14 protein-coding genes and 1 pseudogene are annotated in these 16,513 nt (G+C 65.7%); 4 read left to right on the top strand and 11 right to left on the bottom strand.

Features of this window, described 5'->3' with window-relative positions; all coding sequences use genetic code 11:
• Positions 1–14 precede the first annotated feature (14 nt).
• Genes rarD through lspA form a run of 3 tightly spaced genes read right to left on the bottom strand, consistent with a single transcriptional unit; the run spans position 15 to position 2,442 of the window.
• Positions 15–956, bottom strand: a complete 942-nt coding sequence (gene rarD / locus ACGFK1_RS24095; RefSeq protein WP_393435232.1) for an EamA family transporter RarD — start codon at positions 954–956, stop codon at positions 15–17.
• A complete protein-coding gene (locus tag ACGFK1_RS24090) occupies positions 953–1,882 on the bottom strand; it encodes an RluA family pseudouridine synthase (RefSeq protein WP_393435229.1) in 930 nt (309 codons plus the stop codon). Before ACGFK1_RS24090 ends, rarD begins: the two co-directional genes overlap by 4 nt.
• Positions 1,879–2,442 (bottom strand): signal peptidase II, encoded by a 564-nt coding sequence (lspA, locus tag ACGFK1_RS24085; RefSeq protein ID WP_393435227.1) that lies wholly within the window; start codon positions 2,440–2,442, stop codon positions 1,879–1,881. The genes ACGFK1_RS24090 and lspA overlap by 4 nt, the downstream gene beginning before the upstream one ends.
• A 43-nt stretch (positions 2,443–2,485) precedes the next feature.
• Between lspA and ACGFK1_RS24080 the strand changes: the two genes are divergently transcribed.
• Entirely contained in the window at positions 2,486–3,418 is a 933-nt protein-coding gene (locus tag ACGFK1_RS24080) for an asparaginase (RefSeq protein ID WP_393435225.1), read from the top strand.
• Between the two features lie 72 nt (positions 3,419–3,490).
• Here ACGFK1_RS24080 and ACGFK1_RS24075 read toward each other — a convergent pair whose 3' ends face one another.
• The 4 genes and pseudogenes from ACGFK1_RS24075 to ACGFK1_RS24060 form a co-directional block, all read right to left on the bottom strand.
• Positions 3,491–4,837: a DNA polymerase IV gene (locus ACGFK1_RS24075; RefSeq protein WP_393435297.1), complete on the bottom strand. Its 1,347-nt coding sequence runs from the start codon at positions 4,835–4,837 to the stop codon at positions 3,491–3,493.
• A 108-nt stretch (positions 4,838–4,945) separates the two neighbouring features.
• A complete protein-coding gene (ileS, locus tag ACGFK1_RS24070) occupies positions 4,946–8,056 on the bottom strand; it encodes an isoleucine--tRNA ligase (protein ID WP_393435223.1) in 3,111 nt (1,036 codons plus the stop codon).
• Positions 8,057–8,315: 259 nt separating this feature from the next.
• The gene (locus ACGFK1_RS24065) at positions 8,316–9,158 is read right to left on the bottom strand and encodes an MBL fold metallo-hydrolase (protein WP_393435220.1); all 843 of its coding nucleotides are present in this window, start codon (positions 9,156–9,158) and stop codon (positions 8,316–8,318) included.
• Between the two features lie 110 nt (positions 9,159–9,268).
• A pseudogene (locus tag ACGFK1_RS24060) lies at positions 9,269–9,733 on the bottom strand (DUF4334 domain-containing protein).
• 90 nt (positions 9,734–9,823) lie between these two features.
• On the opposite strand from ACGFK1_RS24060, the gene ACGFK1_RS24055 reads away from it, so the two are divergent.
• Positions 9,824–10,039 (top strand): dodecin, encoded by a 216-nt coding sequence (locus ACGFK1_RS24055; RefSeq protein ID WP_393435218.1) that lies wholly within the window; start codon positions 9,824–9,826, stop codon positions 10,037–10,039.
• A 2-nt stretch (positions 10,040–10,041) separates the two neighbouring features.
• Here the strand turns inward: ACGFK1_RS24055 and ACGFK1_RS24050 are convergent, their stop codons facing one another.
• Positions 10,042–10,686: a hypothetical protein gene (locus ACGFK1_RS24050; protein ID WP_393435215.1), complete on the bottom strand. Its 645-nt coding sequence runs from the start codon at positions 10,684–10,686 to the stop codon at positions 10,042–10,044.
• Between the two features lie 136 nt (positions 10,687–10,822).
• On the opposite strand from ACGFK1_RS24050, the gene ACGFK1_RS24045 reads away from it, so the two are divergent.
• Together ACGFK1_RS24045 and ACGFK1_RS24040 are read left to right on the top strand one after the other, a co-directional pair.
• The gene (locus tag ACGFK1_RS24045) at positions 10,823–11,188 is read left to right on the top strand and encodes an XRE family transcriptional regulator (RefSeq protein WP_393435212.1); all 366 of its coding nucleotides are present in this window, start codon (positions 10,823–10,825) and stop codon (positions 11,186–11,188) included.
• A gap of 51 nt (positions 11,189–11,239) precedes the next feature.
• A complete protein-coding gene (locus ACGFK1_RS24040) occupies positions 11,240–11,974 on the top strand; it encodes a hypothetical protein (RefSeq protein WP_393435209.1) in 735 nt (244 codons plus the stop codon).
• On the opposite strand, the gene ACGFK1_RS24035 is transcribed toward ACGFK1_RS24040, so the two are convergent.
• The 3 genes from ACGFK1_RS24035 to scpA are packed head-to-tail and all read right to left on the bottom strand — an operon-like array spanning position 11,971 to position 16,512.
• Positions 11,971–13,242: a serine hydrolase domain-containing protein gene (locus ACGFK1_RS24035; RefSeq protein ID WP_393435207.1), complete on the bottom strand. Its 1,272-nt coding sequence runs from the start codon at positions 13,240–13,242 to the stop codon at positions 11,971–11,973. The two genes, ACGFK1_RS24040 and ACGFK1_RS24035, sit on opposite strands and share 4 nt — an antisense overlap.
• Before the next feature lie 48 nt (positions 13,243–13,290).
• Positions 13,291–14,286: a methylmalonyl Co-A mutase-associated GTPase MeaB gene (meaB, locus tag ACGFK1_RS24030; protein WP_393435204.1), complete on the bottom strand. Its 996-nt coding sequence runs from the start codon at positions 14,284–14,286 to the stop codon at positions 13,291–13,293.
• On the bottom strand, positions 14,287–16,512 hold the full coding sequence (gene scpA, locus ACGFK1_RS24025) for a methylmalonyl-CoA mutase (protein WP_393435201.1): 2,226 nt from the start codon (positions 16,510–16,512) through the stop codon (positions 14,287–14,289).
• Position 16,513: the final 1 nt, after the last annotated feature.

Below are 16,513 nucleotides of genomic sequence, written 5' to 3'. Positions count from 1 at the left end.
TCACCGAATCGAAGTCATCGCTGGCATGACGATTCAAGTGAGCGCCGATCGACACGCGCCCGCCACAACGCGTCGGCAGTGAATACGCCGAGCGCGACCCAGATCAACGCAAAGCCCAGCCACCTGGCCGGCGGCATCGGCTCGTGGCCGACCACCACGCCCCAGGTCAGCTGCATCGCCGGGGTGAGATAGAACAGCAGGCCCACCGTCACCAACGGCAATCGCTGGGCCGCCGCCGCGAACAGCAACAGCGGCACCGCGGTCAGCACGCCGGACAACACCATCAGCGCGATATGGCCTGCGCCATGGTTGGCGAACGTCGCGTGGCCGGTTGACTCCATGGCTGCGATGAACACCAGCGCCGGCGGTGTCGCGATCGCGGCTTCCACGCCCACGCTGACCCGCGGATCCACCGGCACCACCTTTTTGACCGCGCCGTACAGGCCGAACGACAACGCCAGCCCGAGCCCGATCAGCGGCGGTTCCCCCACTTCGACAGTCAGCACCACCACCGCCACTACCGCGACGGCCAGCGCCGCGAACTGCGCACGGTTGAGCCGCTCATGGAAGATCAGCAAGCCCAACGCGACGGTGACTAGCGGGTTGATGAAGTAGCCGAGTGCGGCGTCGACGACGTGGCCGTTGTTCACGGCATAGATGTAGATCACCCAGTTGACCGAGATCAGCGCGGACGCGAAGGTCAGCAACAGCCAGGTGCGGCCCGACATCGACCGAAGGTCCGCGAGTCGGCGCACCGCCGCGATGACCACCACCATCAACGCGAAGCACCACACGATGCGGTGCGCCAGGACTTCGAACGCTCCAGCGGGCTTCAGCAGCGGGAAGAAGGCCGGAAACAGCCCCCACGACGCGTATGCGCCGATACCGAACAACAACCCCGACCGACGTGACTTCTCTCCCGAGTCGCTTCGCTCCTGCCCTCCGAAGTCGCTCACAGTTCGTGGTTGCGCAACACGTCGAGCGCGTGCTGCAGATCGGCAGGATACGGGCTGGTGATCTCGACGCGGCGACCGTCGGCGGGATGGGCGAACGCCAGCGATCGCGCGTGCAGCCATTGACGTTCCAGGCCAAGCTTTTTCGCCAAGGTGGGATCGGCGCCGTAGGTGATGTCCCCCGCGCAGGGATGGTGCAGCGCCGCAAAGTGCACCCGGATCTGGTGCGTGCGCCCGGTCTCCAGTTCGATGTCGAGCAGACTGGCCGCCTGGTGCGCCTCCAGCGTGTCGTAATGCGTGACGCTGTGCCTGCCGTGTTCGGTGACCGCGAACTTCCAGTCGTGCCCGCGGTGCCTGCCGATCGGCGCGTCGATGGTTCCGCTGGACGGATCCGGATGCCCCTGAACCAATGCGTGGTAACGCTTTTCGACGGTGCGCTGCTTGAACGCCCGCTTCAGCACGGTGTAGGCGCGTTCAGAGAGCGCCACCACCATGACACCGGAAGTGCCCACGTCGAGGCGATGCACGATGCCCTGCCGCTCGTGAATGCCGGACGTGCTGATGCGGAAGCCCGCAGCGGCAAGACCGCCGAGCACGGTCGGCCCGTGCCAGCCGACCGTCGCGTGCGCGGCCACCCCCGGCGGCTTGTCGACGGCGACGATGTCGGCATCGGAATACAGGACCGTCATGCCTTCGATTTCGACCGGCGTATTCTCCACCGACGCGGGCGCTTCCGGTAGCCGCACCTCCAGCCATGCGCCCGCCGTGAGCCTGTCGGACTTGCCCGCCCGGGCGCCGTCCACCTCGACGCCCCCGTCCTCGGCCAGCGCTGCCGCCGCGGTGCGCGACAGCCCGAGAAGCCGCGCCAACCCGGCATCGACGCGCATCCCCGCCAGTCCCTCGGGGACTGGCATCGACCGACTCGTCACTCGGACGGGTCGGCCTTGCGACGGCCGACGGTGTCGAAGTCAAAACCGAAGAGCGACAAGGCAACCAACAGAATCGCTCCGCCGACCACCGACGGGTCGGCGACGTTGAACACCGGCCACCAGCCGATCGACAGGAAGTCGACCACATGTCCGCGCAACGGACCAGGTGAGCGGAAGAATCTGTCGACCAGATTGCCCATCGCACCGCCGAGGATCATGCCCAGTCCGATCGCCCACCACGGCGAGACCAGTCGTCTGCCCATCCAGATGATGCCGATCACCACACCGGTGGCGATCAACGTCAATAGCCAGGTGTAGCCGGTCGCCATCGAGAACGCCGCCCCGGAATTGCGCACCAAGGTCCAGGTGATGGTGTCTCCGACGATCGACACCGGCTGCCCCGGGGTCAGCAACCTCACCGCGAGGACCTTTGTGACGATGTCAAGGACAAGCACCACCGCCGCGACGCCGAGCAGCAGGCGCAGTCGCTTCCTGGCAGGCGGTGCCGGTGCGGCCGCGTCGGTCACGGGGTCCGCCGTCCCCGGCGATTCATCGGTCACTCCCCCATCATCGCAGGAGACTCGTTTTGCGATGATTTCCCCTATGGGTCGCCTGGTCGTCGTCACCACCGGAGGCACCATCGCCACCAGCAGCGGCGAGGACGGGATCAGGCGGCCGACCCGTAGCGGCGCGGATCTGACCGTCGGCCTCGACGTCGACGTGGTCGACGTGATGTCGGTCGACAGTTCGCAGCTGACACCCGCGCATTGGGATCGGATCCGCGACGCGGTGCTGTCTGCCTGCAAGGACGCCGGGGCCGACGGCGTCGTCGTTACGCACGGCACCGACACCATGGAAGAGACCGCCTTGTGGCTGGAACTCACGTACGACGGCGCGGTCCCCGTGGTGATGACCGGTGCGCTGCACAGCGCCGACGCGCCGGATGCCGACGGGCCTGCCAATCTGCGGGACGCACTCGCGCTGGCAGGCAGCCCGGAGGCCCGCGGTCTCGGCGTGCTCGTCACACTCGCGGGCACGGTATGGCACCCACTGGGCCTGCAGAAGGCCGTGACCGGTGACCTGCGGGGGTTCACGGGCGACCTGCTCGGCGCCGTCGTCGACGGGTGGTTCCTGCCCGAGCGCCGCAAAGAGCGGCCCTACCTCGGGCCGCTGTCCGGGGCCGAGGCGCCACGGGTCGACATCATCGCGGTGTATCCGGGCTCGGACGCCGTCGCGATGGACGCCTGTGTGGCGGCGGGCGCCCGCGGCATCGTGCTGCAGGCCGTCGGCTCGGGAAATGCGGGCGCGGCCGTGATCGACGGCGTGCGGCGGCACTGCCGCGACGGAGTGACGGTCGCAGTGTCCACCCGGGTGCCCGGCGGCAGGGTGAGCGCAGGCTACGGGCCGGGCAGAGACCTGGTGGATGCGGGAGCGATCGTGGTCCCCCGACTGCCGGCCTCGCAAGCCCGGGTGTTGGCGATGGCCGCGCTGGCGGCGGGCACACCCGTCGAGGGCGCCGTCGCCCGCTGGGGCTGACGGAACGGAGCAATGGAGGCCAGGTGCGTCCCTGGGAGACCTCCAACCACCACGGCTTCCCACGGCCGGTTCCTACGGCTGGTAGCGGCTCAGTTCGCTGATGTAGTCGGGCCAGTCGAGGCTGTCGACGGGATTGGCCCGCGCAATCCCCGACTCGTCGTCGGGAAGGGTGCGCGCGGGTCCCGGCCCGGTGCTGCGGGTCTCGAACCGCACCGTCATCACGCCGTGCCCGGCCCCCTGAATCCAGCCGTGGCCGTAGTCGATGTGCGAGACGTCGTCGCCGATCCGCCAAGCGGGCGCAGTGGCGGCGAGATCGGTGACCGTTGGCGGCAGGCTGGTGTTGTTCGACACCTCTTCGGCCGCCAGCTCGAGGTCCGGGAACAGCGACTCCTGGCGTACGTCGGATAGTCCCGAAAACCCAACGCCGACAAGGCGAATGGGGCCGATATCGACCGGATCGAGAAGCAGCCGCCTTGCCATCGCGATCAGCGTCGGTGCATCGGTTGTCGCATAGGGCAGCGTGGCCGAACGCGTCAGGATGCTCATGTCGGATTTCTTCAGCTTGACGGTGACGGTGCGCGCGCCGCGGCCGTCCTTCTCCAGTCGAGTGTGGGCATGCTCGCCGATGGGCCCCAGCGCCTCGCGCAACTGATCGAGCGTCGTCAGGTCTTCGGGAAACGTGGATTCGGCGCTGATCTGTTTGGCCGGCGCGTTCTCCGCGACGGGCCGGTCGTCGACGCCCTTGGCCAACCGGTGCAGCGCCCCACCAACAGCCGTGCCGAGGATGTTGGCGGCCTCGGCGTCGGTAAGCGCGGCGAGTTGACCGATGGTCTCGATCCCGAGCCGGTGCAGCTTCTCCTCGGCGACAGGTCCGATGCCCCACAGCCGACGCACCGGAAGGCCGTGCAGTAGACGGGTTTCCTCGTCGCGGCGCACCACCCGGATGCCGTCGGGTTTGGCCAGATCGGATGCGATCTTGGCGATCTGCTTGCCGGATCCGGCGCCGACGGAGGCCACGAGGCCGGTCTCTTCGTGGATCCTGCCCTTCAGATGCCGGCAGAACGCCTCGACGTCCCCGGCGTTCGCGCCAGCCAGTTCCGCGGGTTCGCCGAACGCCTCGTCGAACGACAGCTGTTCGAGGACGGGCACGAGCGTGCGCACCGTCTCGAACACGCGACGGCTCGCCACCCCGTAGACCACGCCGCGCGGCGGAAGAACAACGGCCGCGGCGCCAACGAGGCGGCGAGCCTGGTGCATGGGCATCGCAGACCGTGCGCCGTACACCCGCGACTCGTAACTGGCGCCGGCCACCACGCCACGTCCGCCGAGACCGCCGACCAGCACAGGGCGTCCGCGCAGGGTCGGCCGGGTCAACTGCTCCACGGACGCGAAGAACGCATCCATGTCGAAGTGCAGCACCCAGCGGTCCATGGCGCCGATGCTAAGTGGCCTCATCGACATTGTTTGGCCCCAGACCAGACTTATGCGACGCGAATGGCTCATTTGCGTGCCGTAAGCCTGATTTCGTCACGCCTTCTCGATCGCCACCCGCACGCTATCGCCGATTTGGGTGCCGTCGGCCGGCTCGCCGAATTCGAAGCTGGTGGCCAGAATCTCGCGGGCGATCAACTCGCTATGTGCCCGGGCCCACGGTTCGCGTTCGGGAGGCACCGCGATGGTTACCCGGATCCGGTCCGACACATCGAGTCCCGTCGACTTGCGCAGGTCCTGCAGTTCGCGGATGCGGTCCTTGGCCCAGCCCTCGGCCTCCAGTTCGTCGGTCACGGTGCCGTCGAGCACCACCAGTCCGGCACCGTCGGGCAGCGCCGCGGTGTATTCGGGGTCGGCGGCGACCAGCCGCGAGCTGTACTCGTCGGGGCGCAGCACCGCCGGACCCGCCTTCAGTGTCCCGTCGGGATTGGCCACCGCCTCGCCCGCCTTGACTGCCCTGATCGCGGCCTGCACGTCCTTGCCCAGCCGCGGCCCCGCGACCTTGGCGTTGACCGTCAACTCGAACCGGCCGTACGTGTCGATGTCATCCGTCAGCTCGACCGCCTTGACGTTGAGTTCGTCGGCCAAGAGGTCAACGAACGGCGTCAACCGTTGCGGATTGTCCACCGCCACAGTCAGTTTCGGCAGCGGCAACCGAACCCGCAGCTTCTTCGCCTTGCGCAGTGACGATGCCGCCGACGCGACCTCGCGAACCAGGTCCATGTCGGCCACCAGGTCCGGATCGGCGGGCACAACGCCCGCCTCCGGCCAGTCGGTGAGATGAACCGACCGCTCGCCGGTCACCCCGCGCCAGATCACCTCGGTGATCAGCGGCAGCAAAGGCGCCGCCAGCCTGCCCGTCACCTCGAGCACTGTGTGCAGGGTGTCGATCGCGTCGGGGTCTTCGTCCCAGAACCGCTGACGCGACCGCCGCACATACCAATTCGTCAACGCCTCGGTGAACTGCCGCAGGTGATCACACGCACCGAAGATGTCGCATACGTCCAGCGAGGTCGTCAGATCGTCGCGCAACTCGGCGAGCTTAGCGAGGATGTAGCGGTCCAGCACATGCGGCGAGTCGGTGCGCCAGGTGCCCTTCTTCGGCGCGTACAGCGCCAGGAACGTGTACGCGTTCCACAGCGGCAACAACACCTGCCGGACGCCCTCGCGGATGCCCTGCTCGGTGACGATCAGGTTGCCGCCGCGCAAAATCGGCGACGCCATCAGGAACCACCGCATCGCGTCTGAGCCGTCGCGGTCGAACACTTCGGTCACGTCGGGGTAGTTCCGCAGCGACTTGCTCATCTTCTGGCCGTCGTTGCCCAACACGATGCCATGTGCCACACAGGTTTTGAACGCAGGGCGGTCGAAGAGCGCGGTTGCCAGCACGTGCAGGGTGTAGAACCAGCCGCGGGTCTGACCGATGTACTCGACGATGAAGTCGCCGGGAAAATGCGTTTCGAACCACGCCTGGTTCTCGAACGGATAGTGCACCTGTCCGTACGGCATCGATCCGGAGTCGAACCAGACATCGAAGACGTCCTCGATACGCCGCATCGTCGAGCGGCCGGTTGGGTCATCGGGGTTGGGCCGGGTCAGCTCGTCGATATACGGCCGATGCAGGTTGTCCGGGCGAACCCCGAAGTCGCGCTCCAGTTCGTCGAGGCTGCCGTACACGTCGATCCGCGGGTACTCCGGGTCGTCGGATTTCCACACCGGAATCGGGCTGCCCCAGTACCGGTTTCGCGAGATCGACCAGTCCCGTGCGCCTGACAGCCACTTGCCGAACTGGCCGTCTTTGACGTGCTCGGGATACCAGGTGATGTCCTCATTGAGTGCGACCATCCGGTCCCGGAAGTCGGTGACCTTGATGAACCATGACGAAACGGCCCGGTAGATCAACGGGTTTCGGCATCGCCAGCAGTGCGGGTAGGAGTGCTCGTAGGTTTCGTGGCGCAGCAGCACCGCACCGTTGACCGCCGCCGCCCGTCCCTGGTTCTTCAGGTCGCGGATGATCTGCGGGTTCGCGTCGAACACATGCTGGCCGGCGTAATCGGGCACGGTCTTGTCGAAGCGGCCCCTGGCGTCAACCGGTGTGACGGCGGAAATCCCGGCAGGCTGCGTCGTCGCCATGTCGTCCTCGCCGTACGCCGGTGACATGTGCACGATGCCGGTGCCGTCGTCGGTGCTGACGAAGTCGGCGGGCAACACGCGGAACGAGTTCGGCGCGTCCATGAAATACGGGAACGGCGGCAGATAGTGGGTGTCAACCAGCTCTCTGCCGGTGTAGGTGGCCAGCACTTCTGGCTCTTCACCGAGTTCGCGGGCGTAGGCCGCCAGCCGTGCCTGCGCGAGCACGTAGCGCAGGCCGTCGGGACCATTGACAACGACGTAGGTGACGTCGGGACCCACCGCGACCGCCTGGTTCGACGGCAGCGTCCATGGTGTGGTCGTCCAGATCAACAGGTAGGCGCCCTCTAGCGGACCCTCGCTGATCTTGAAGCCGACAATGATCGCCGGGTCCTGACGGCTTTGATAGACGTCGTCGTCCATCCGCAGTTCGTGGTTGGACAGCGGCGTCTCGTCGTTCCAGCAGTACGGCAGCACCCGATTGCCTTCGTACGCAAAGCCTTTGTCCCACAGCTGCTTGAACGCCCAGATCACCGACTCCATGAAGCCGAGATCCAACGTCTTGTAATCGTTGTCGAAGTCGACCCAGCGGGCTTGGCGGGTGACGTACGCGCGCCATTCGTTGGTGTACTTGAGCACCGACTCGCGGCAGGCCTCGTTGAACTTTTCGATGCCCATCTCTTCGATCTGGGCCTTGTCGGCGATGCCGAGCTGGCGCTGCACCTCGAGTTCGGCGGGCAGACCATGGGTGTCCCAGCCGAACCGGCGCTCGACCTTGTAACCGCGCATCGTGCGATACCGGGGCACGATGTCCTTCACATAACCGGTCAGCAGATGCCCGTAATGCGGCAGGCCGTTGGCGAACGGTGGGCCGTCGTAGAAGACGTACTCCGGAGCGCCGTCGCGCTGCGCGATGCTCGCGCGGAAAGTGTCGTCCTTTTGCCAGTAGTCAAGGACGTCCAACTCGAGTTCCGGGAACTTCGGGGCTCCGGATGTCGGCTTCGGATATGCGGTCACTGTGGTGCGTTGTCTCCATGCCCAATGTGCGGCCTCCGGCTCGGACGCCAACTGTCGGCACGGGGACGACGTCGCGCCGGTGCGCGAGCGCCGCGGTACCACCCCGCTTGCGCACAGTCTTGTGCGCCGCTCAACTGCGGGCGATGACGGGCCCCACCCGTTCGGGTCTACTTGGCTGGTTCAGCTGTTCTTCCGAAGGCTCCCCGGTGATGGCCGGATCGACGCCGCTGACTCAATTCTAATGATCAGCGCAAATCGGCTATCCGGCGCGCGGCGTGAACGTGTAGGTCTCGCCGTGCGCGAGGTAGATGAACTCCGTGCTGGTCGCCGAATTCTCGGCGGCCTTCCTGAAGTCCTCGAGTCCCGAGCGGAACACCGAGAAGTCGTTGTAATGAATCGGGATCGCGGTGTGAGGTCTGGTGATCTCCACAGCCTGCACCCCCTGCTCTCCCGTCATCGTGACGACGGTGACGAGGAACGTCGTGCCGCCGGTGTGGATCAGGCCGAGGTCGATGTCGGGATAGCGGCGGGGAATCTCCTCGAGGCTGTCGACCAGCATGGTGTCGCCGGTGATGTAGAGCCGATAGAGGCGATCGCCGTTTCGGCAGAAATCCAGCATGTGGCCGTTGACCGGCATCAGCAGTTCCTCGACGGCGTCGTCGGTCGCATGTTTACCCGGCATCGCCGTGATCGTCACGCTGGCCTCGCCCTTGCGGACTTCAAGCGATTCCCAGGTCTCCAAAGGGTGCCCCCGCTTGAAGCCGAGCGCGCTGAGCTTGTCCACCGCGTCGGCCGTCGACACGATGGGCAGGTTCTTGTCGAGTTCCTCCGCGGCCACGTCGTCGAAATGGTCGCCGTGGTAGTGCGACAAGACGATCACATCGAGCGGGGGCAGATCGGCGATCTGGCAGGCGGGCTCCACCTCGCGCCTGGCCCAGATGCCGTGCCCGAGGTCGACGTGCTCACCCTTGTGCAGGAACGCCGGGTCGGTCAGGATGGTCAGCCCGCCGAAGCGGATCAGAACGGTGGCGTTGCCGATGAAATAGACATCGCCTTCGTCGAAGTTCGCCGTCGCGCCATCTGCCAGTTCGAGAGATGCCATAGTGGGTGCTCCTTTGCGAAGGTTTCTATGGCTTAGTGAACGCGCGGAGTGGCGTGAAGCGCTCGCAGGTTAGCCCGCGAACCCACGCAACGGGCCAGGCGGCAATTTCGTCAGGCCCGTTCGAGCAAGAAGTACAGGAACTTGCCGCTTGCGCGTTGCCGCTTGCCGTTCATGATCCCCATCAGCGTGTCGTCGTCGACCTTCTTGAAGTGATCGAGGACGGGTTGGCCGTCGTAGACCATGGTGGCGGTGACTTCGCCGCGGAACGCAACGTCCCACAGGCTGGCCCCGCCTCGACTCAACTCCTTGTTGGAGAACAGACGTCCTTCGTCGTCATAGCACACGATCGGTTCGACGTCGTCGACCGAGTTGAAGTGCTTGCCGTACCAGCGCGCTGCAGCCAGCTGGCCGTTCATCTTGTGCCCGGTGTGGAACTCGTCGCCCTTCCAACGGCCCAGAATGTCCACGGACCGGACGGTGGCCAGAGCCGATCAGATCTCGTCGAGTTGTGCCGGGTCCACGAGGCGTTCGCCGCGTAGTTCGCCGAACCGGATACGAGCCTTGTCGCGATCCATGGCGTCCCTTCCGTTGCCAAGCCACGTCGTTGGGCAACGGGACATTAGCAGTCACGCGCGGGCACGCGTCCAACCGCGTAGCGTCGCGACATGAGCGATCACACGTACCGAATCATCGAGATCGTCGGCAGCTCGCCGGACAGTATCGACGCTGCCATCCGCAATGGGATATCACGGGCTTCGGAGACGATGCGCGGCCTGGACTGGTTCGAGGTGCAGTCAGTCCGAGGGCATCTCGAGGACGGCGCCATCGGGCATTTTCAGGTCACGCTCAAGGTCGGCTTCCGCCTGGAAGATGCCCGATGACGTCACACCGGGGCGGCGGCGTCTGAAGTCATCTCGAAGAGCGCCCGCGGGAACTGCTCGGTGAGCTCTTCGATGGTGTACCGGTCGAACCTGGTGGTGTCGTACACCCAGTCCAGGTGGAGCAGACCTTCCGCGCGGTACACCCGCAGTTCGAGCGCGTAGCCCAGACCGGGCGGCGTCTCGTACGACGGGTCGGTGCCGTCGGCCAACTCGCCGATGCAGTTGAGGAAGACCTCCGACGACAAGGTTTCCAACGGTGCCTGCGACGCGTTGAGCATCCGGTGTACGTCGCGCAGCATGCCGGTCGGACTTGCTTGCTGATTGGACGCACACAACAGCGGGATCGCGTGCAGCAGCCAACGCCGTTCACCGGTGACGTCGACCGCGACGACGCCCTCACCGATGGTGCGAGCGATCGTCCGCCCGAGCGCGGCAAGCAAGAGCTCGTCGGCGGCCACGCCCAGCCATTCCGTTGCTCCGTCAACTTCCGCCGTCATCTCCTCGGAAGGAACCGTGCACAGTGTGTCGAGGACCGGGGCGGTGCCTTCGGCAATGTCATGGTCGACGACCCGCAACGTCGGCAAGGCCATGGTGTCGACTGGATACGTCAAGGGGCTGGTGTGATCAGCTACATACGGAGCAACCATGTAGCTAACCGTACACCGGTTTCCCAGAAATGGGAGAGTCCTCCCAAAACTGTGACGCCAGTGTCAATAACGGCTATTACCTCCGATTTGTGAACGTTGCTACCCAAACCCGGGACGCAGGCCTTATGGTGGAGGAATGCCACGGACCGATGAAAACGGTAGACAGCTCAAGGCGTTGCTTGACTATCTCCTCGATGGCGAAATTGATGCCAAGGACATTTATGACGCCCTTGGCATCTCGAGCAGCACCTATTACCGGCGAATCAAAGAAGCCGATTACCCCAATGCCGAGGAGCTTCGTCGAGTAGCGGATCGGTTCATGCTCAGCTATCCCGACCTGCAAATCCAATTCGGGTTGATGAGCCGCCAAGAGGTGTGGAGCTACATCGAATCGGCCCCGTTCACGATGACGGCCGTGCAGGACGCGGTCGAAACCAAGCAGACCACCCGCCCGCCGAAACTGTCCGAGATGAAGCCGAGGGCGGACGCGCCTCCACTTTAGGGCGGACAGGCCGTACACTTTGCTGAAAAGCTCAGTACTAAGGCATCTCTCATGGCTCTGGCAACTCTCATAGCGATCACCCTGGGGTGTATCGCGTGGAGTCTGTGGATCCGTCGCGTCACGTGGTCGTGCCGCTGGGAAGTCGCCGCCACGCTCAACATCGCCTTGCAAGGCATCGCGGTGATCCTGATGTCGCCATTGGCCTCGGAAACCCTCGGCCACTGGCTGCATGCTTTGACCGGCATGTGGAATCTCGAGGACTACATCGGGCACGACGCTTACATCGTCGCCGCCTCGGCCGTCGTCTACAACGCGCTGGGCCGACTCGCCGACGATCACGCGATGCAGACGTCATTCAAGCAGTACGTAGAGCGGCCGGCCACGTTGTGCATTCCGCTGCTGCTGGTGACGTTCTCGCTCGGCAACGGAGCCAGGGTGTACCGGCCCGACTTCTTCGAAGTGCCCACCGACTTCTGGCTGAACACGTACTGGCTGCTGCTCTGCGGCATGTTGATCTATCTGCTGACCTACGGCGCACGGGCGCTGCTGATCCTGCGCCAAGACCCGCGGTCGCGGAAGATCGCGAACATCTACCTGGTCGCCTCCGCGAGCGGCATCCTGGCCTGCATGGTGCGAATCGTCACCGCCTACGTGCCACCGCTTCAGACGGTCGAGGGCGGCACGCTGGTGTGGATCTTCGCCTGCGGCTGTGGCGCCGGGTTCGCGCTGACCTCGGCGCAGTCCTGGCGCATCAAGACCAAGTGGTTCACCCGCGCCAATAACTAGCCCGCGACGGGCCTCGGCATCTCGTATGGTGCGCCGAAGACGGGCGTGATCTGATAGCCGCGCTTGCGTGCCTGTGCGGCGTCGCGGCTGATCAGAGCGTGCAGTCCGGCGAACACCGCCTGGTCGAGGACCATCCGGGTGAGCAGGCGGTTGTGCACGAATCCGAACGACAGCCCTGACGCCGGATCGGCCCACCCCACCGAACCCGCGAGTCCTGCGTGCCCGAAGCCGGGCATCAGCCCCGGCGGGATGGGCAACGAGTGATAGCCGAGGTGGAAGCTCAACGGCATGAAAAGGTTGCGGTCAGGCAGGAAGCTTGGTTTGCCGGTGAGCCCCGCCGTGAGCTCCTTGGAAAGGAACTGGGTGCCGTCGATGCGGCCGCCGTTGGCGAGCGCCGCGTACATCTTGGCCAGGCTTCGCGCGGTAGCGACTCCGTTCGCCGCCGGGATCTCGGAGTCCAAGAACGGCGTGTCGCCCTGCACGACGGCTTTCATCCCGGGGAAGTACATCGACCCGAACCCCCCGGAGTACTTCAGTGCGGCGATCCGCGGCGCGACGAAGTTGAAGATCGGGTTGCTGAATGTGCCCTGCGGCGCGAGGATCTGCGCGGCGCGCGTCGGCGACTCGGCCGGCGGACGGCCGAGATGCAGCCCGTCGGTGTTCAGCGGCTCGGCGAGTTCCTCGCGGATCAGCACGCGCATGCTCTTGCCGGTGACGGCGCGGGCAAGTCCCGACATCAGCCAGCCGTACGTCAGCGCGTGGTACGCCGGTTTGCCGTAGAGCACCTTGTTCACCGACGCCGCCGCCAGGCGGGCCTCCATCGCATGATGGTCCAGCAGCTCGGCCTTGCTCACCCCGTTGAGCTGAGACAGGCCCGCGCGGTGGCGCATCACGTCACGGACAGTGATGTGGCCCTTGCCGTTGGCGGCGAACTCCGGCCAGTACTCGGCGACGGGAGTGTCGTAACTGATCAGCCCGCGGTCGGCGAGCCGGTGGACGACGGTCGACGCCAACCCCTTGGTGACCGACCACACCATCGCGCCGGTGTCGGCAGTCCAGTACTCAGTGCCGCGCCGGTCGGAATATCCGGTCCAGACGTCGACGACGGGGTCACCGTGCAAGTAGATCGCCAGCGCGCCGCCGCCGACCCGCTTACCCGGGAACAGCTGGCGAAACGCACGGACCGTGCAGGCGAAGTTCGAGTCGGCCGCACCCTGTATGCCGTGCGGGAGCGCCGCGCTGCGCCCGCCGTTTTTGACACCCGTCACGATATTGAATTTACCTGCAACCCCGGCAAATAAAAGAAGTGTTACCAATTAGTTAGATCTTGGCTCTTCAGCGGCGTCGAGCAGGCGCTGAGCAGCAAGCGCGGGCGTCAGTTCGCCTTCGCGCACCTGCCGTTCCACCTCCGCGCGAATTCCGCGAACGTCGGGGTGCGACAGGACGCGGTCCAGCACCGCGTCGCGCACCATCGACCATGTCCAATCCACTCGCTGCGCACGCCGACGGGCCTCGAACTCCCCGGCGTCACTGAGCACCTGCCGATGTTTTTCCACCGTGTCCCACAGCTCCGCCACGCCGCGGCCCTCCAACGCGCTCATCGTCAAAACCGGTGGGCGCCAAAGCGTTTCGCGTGGATAGATGAGACGGATGGCGCCGGCCAGTTCGCGGGCCGCCTTCTTGGCTTCGACCGCATGCTCGCCGTCGGCCTTATTGACCACCACGATGTCGGCGAGTTCCAGCACGCCTTTCTTGATGCCCTGCAGTTGGTCGCCGGTGCGCGCCAACGTCAGGAACACGAACGTGTCGACCATGTTGGCGACCGTCACCTCGGACTGGCCGACGCCGACGGTTTCCACCAGGATCACGTCGAAACCAGCGGCCTCGAGCAGGACAATCGTCTCGCGGGTGGCTTTGGCCACGCCGCCGAGCGTCCCCGATGTCGGCGACGGCCGGATGTAGGCGTCGGGGTGCACCGCGAGCTTGGCCATCCTGGTCTTGTCGCCGAGGATCGAGCCGCCGGTGCGGGTCGACGACGGGTCGACGGCGAGCACGGCGACGCGGTGCCCCTGTTCGATCAGGTACATGCCCAGCGCCTCGATCGCCGTCGACTTACCGACGCCCGGCACCCCGGTGATGCCGACGTGCAAGGACGATTCGGCGTTGCCGGCTTCACCCGTCAAGTCCAGCAGTAACTGTTGCGCCTGCTCGCGATGGTCGGGCCGGGTCGACTCCACCAGCGTGATGGCCCTCGGCAGCGCGGTGCGGTCACCGCTGCGGACGGCCGCGGCCAATTCTTCGACCGGGGTCATCTAGCTCAGGTGGTAGCCGAGCTGCTCGGCCAGCTTCTGCAGCAGGCCGATCGCGGCGTCGGCAATCACCGTGCCCGGAGGGAAGATCGCGGTGGCGCCCGCGGCGTACAACTCGTCGAAGTCGCCGGGCGGGATGACACCGCCGACCACGACCATGATGTCCGGCCTGCCCACTTCGGCGAGGGCGTCGCGCAGCGCGGGCACCAGGGTGAGGTGGCCCGCCGCAAGCGACGACACACCGACGACGTGTACGTCGTTGTCAGCGGCCTGGCGCGCGACTTCTTCAGGGGTGGAGAACAGTGAGCCCACGTCGACGTCAAAGCCGATGTCCGCGAACGCCGTTGCGATCACCTTCTGCCCGCGGTCATGCCCGTCCTGGCCCATCTTGGCGACCAGAATGCGCGGCCTGCGGCCGTCGGCCTCGGCGAATTTCTCGACGAGCTCGTTGGCTTGCGCTATGTTGCTGACCTTTCCGACTTCATCGCGGTAGACCCCGGCGATGGTACGGATTTCTGCCTGGTGGCGTCCCCAAACCTTCTCCAGGGCATCGGAAATCTCGCCGACGGTGGCCTTGGCCCGTGCGGCGTTGATCGCGAGCTCGAGCAGATTGCCTTCTTCGGTTTGAGCGGCGGCGCTGAGCTCGGCGAGGGCGGCCGCGACGGCGTTCGGGTCGCGGTCGGCGCGTAGCTGCTCGAGCTTGGCGATCTGCTCGGCACGCACCCGGCTGTTCTCGACCTTGAGCACCTCGATCTCGTGGTCCTCATCCACCTGGTACTTGTTGACCCCGATCACCGGCTGCTGGCCCGAGTCGATGCGGGCCTGGGTGCGAGCAGCGGCCTCTTCGATGCGCATCTTCGGGACCCCGTCGCTGATCGCCTGCGCCATCCCGCCGTGCTCGTTGACTTCTTTGATGTGCGCACGCACCCTGTTCGCGAGCTGATGCGTCAACCACTCGACGTAATACGAGCCGCCCCACGGGTCGATCGGCCGCGTGGTGCCCGACTCCTGCTGCAGCAGCAGCTGGGTGTTGCGCGCGATGCGGGCCGAGAAATCGGTCGGCAGCGCCAGCGCCTCGTCGAGCGCATTGGTGTGCAGCGACTGGGTGTGCCCCTGGGTGGCGGCCATCGCCTCGACGCAGGTTCTTGCGACGTTGTTGAACGGATCCTGCGCGGTCAGCGACCAACCCGACGTCTGCGAATGCGTGCGCAGCGAAAGGGATTTCGCGTCCTGGGGGCCGAACTCGGCGACCAGCTCACTCCACAGCAACCGGCCCGCCCGCAGCTTGGCGACCTCCATGAAGAAGTTCATCCCGATGCCCCAGAAGAACGACAGCCTAGGCGCGAACTTGTCGATGTCCAGGCCTGCGTCCAGCCCCGCCTTGATGTATTCCACGCCGTCGGCCAGCGTGTACGCCAGCTCCAAATCGGCTGTCGCACCGGCTTCTTGAATGTGATACCCGGAGATCGAAATCGAGTTGAACTTCGGCATCTTGGCGCTGGTGTAGCCGAAGATGTCGGAGATGATCCGCATCGACGCCTTGGGCGGGTAGATGTAGGTGTTGCGGACCATGAACTCTTTGAGGATGTCGTTCTGGATGGTCCCCGCCAGCTTCTCCGGCGGCACACCCTGCTCCTCGGCGGCCACCACATACAACGCCAGAATGGGCAGCACCGCGCCGTTCATAGTCATCGAGACCGACACCGACGACAGGTCGATGCCGTCGAACAGCTGGCGCATGTCGAGGATGGAATCGATTGCGACGCCTGCCATTCCGACGTCACCCTGTACCCGTGGATGATCGGAGTCATAACCGCGGTGGGTGGCCAGATCGAATGCCACCGACAGACCTTTCTGCCCCGCAGCGAGGTTACGCCGGTAGAACGCGTTGGACTCGGCGGCGGTGGAGAAGCCGGCGTACTGGCGGATGGTCCACGGCTGGTTGACGTACATGGTCGGGTAGGGACCTCGGATGTACGGCGGCGCACCGGGCAGGCTGTCCAGCGGGTAGCCGGCAGCAACGACGGCATCGCGGTCGGCACCGATGTAGACCGGCTTGACGGCGATGCCCTCCGGTGTCGCCCAGTCCACTTGGTCCGGCGAGTAGCCGTGCGCGGCGGCCGCGGCTTCGACCGCTTCGGCAACGGCGGCTTCGGTCGCCGGTTCGCTCTTGAGCTCACCGTGCAGGGGTACGTCGGCGAAGCTGCCGATACCGGTGGTCGCAGTCATC

The organism is Mycobacterium sp. NPDC048908 (assembly GCF_043197955.1).
Taxonomy (GTDB): Bacteria; Actinomycetota; Actinomycetes; order Mycobacteriales; family Mycobacteriaceae; genus Mycobacterium.
Note: the sequence above shows the minus strand (reverse complement) of the source record. Positions and strands in the feature narration are given on the sequence as shown.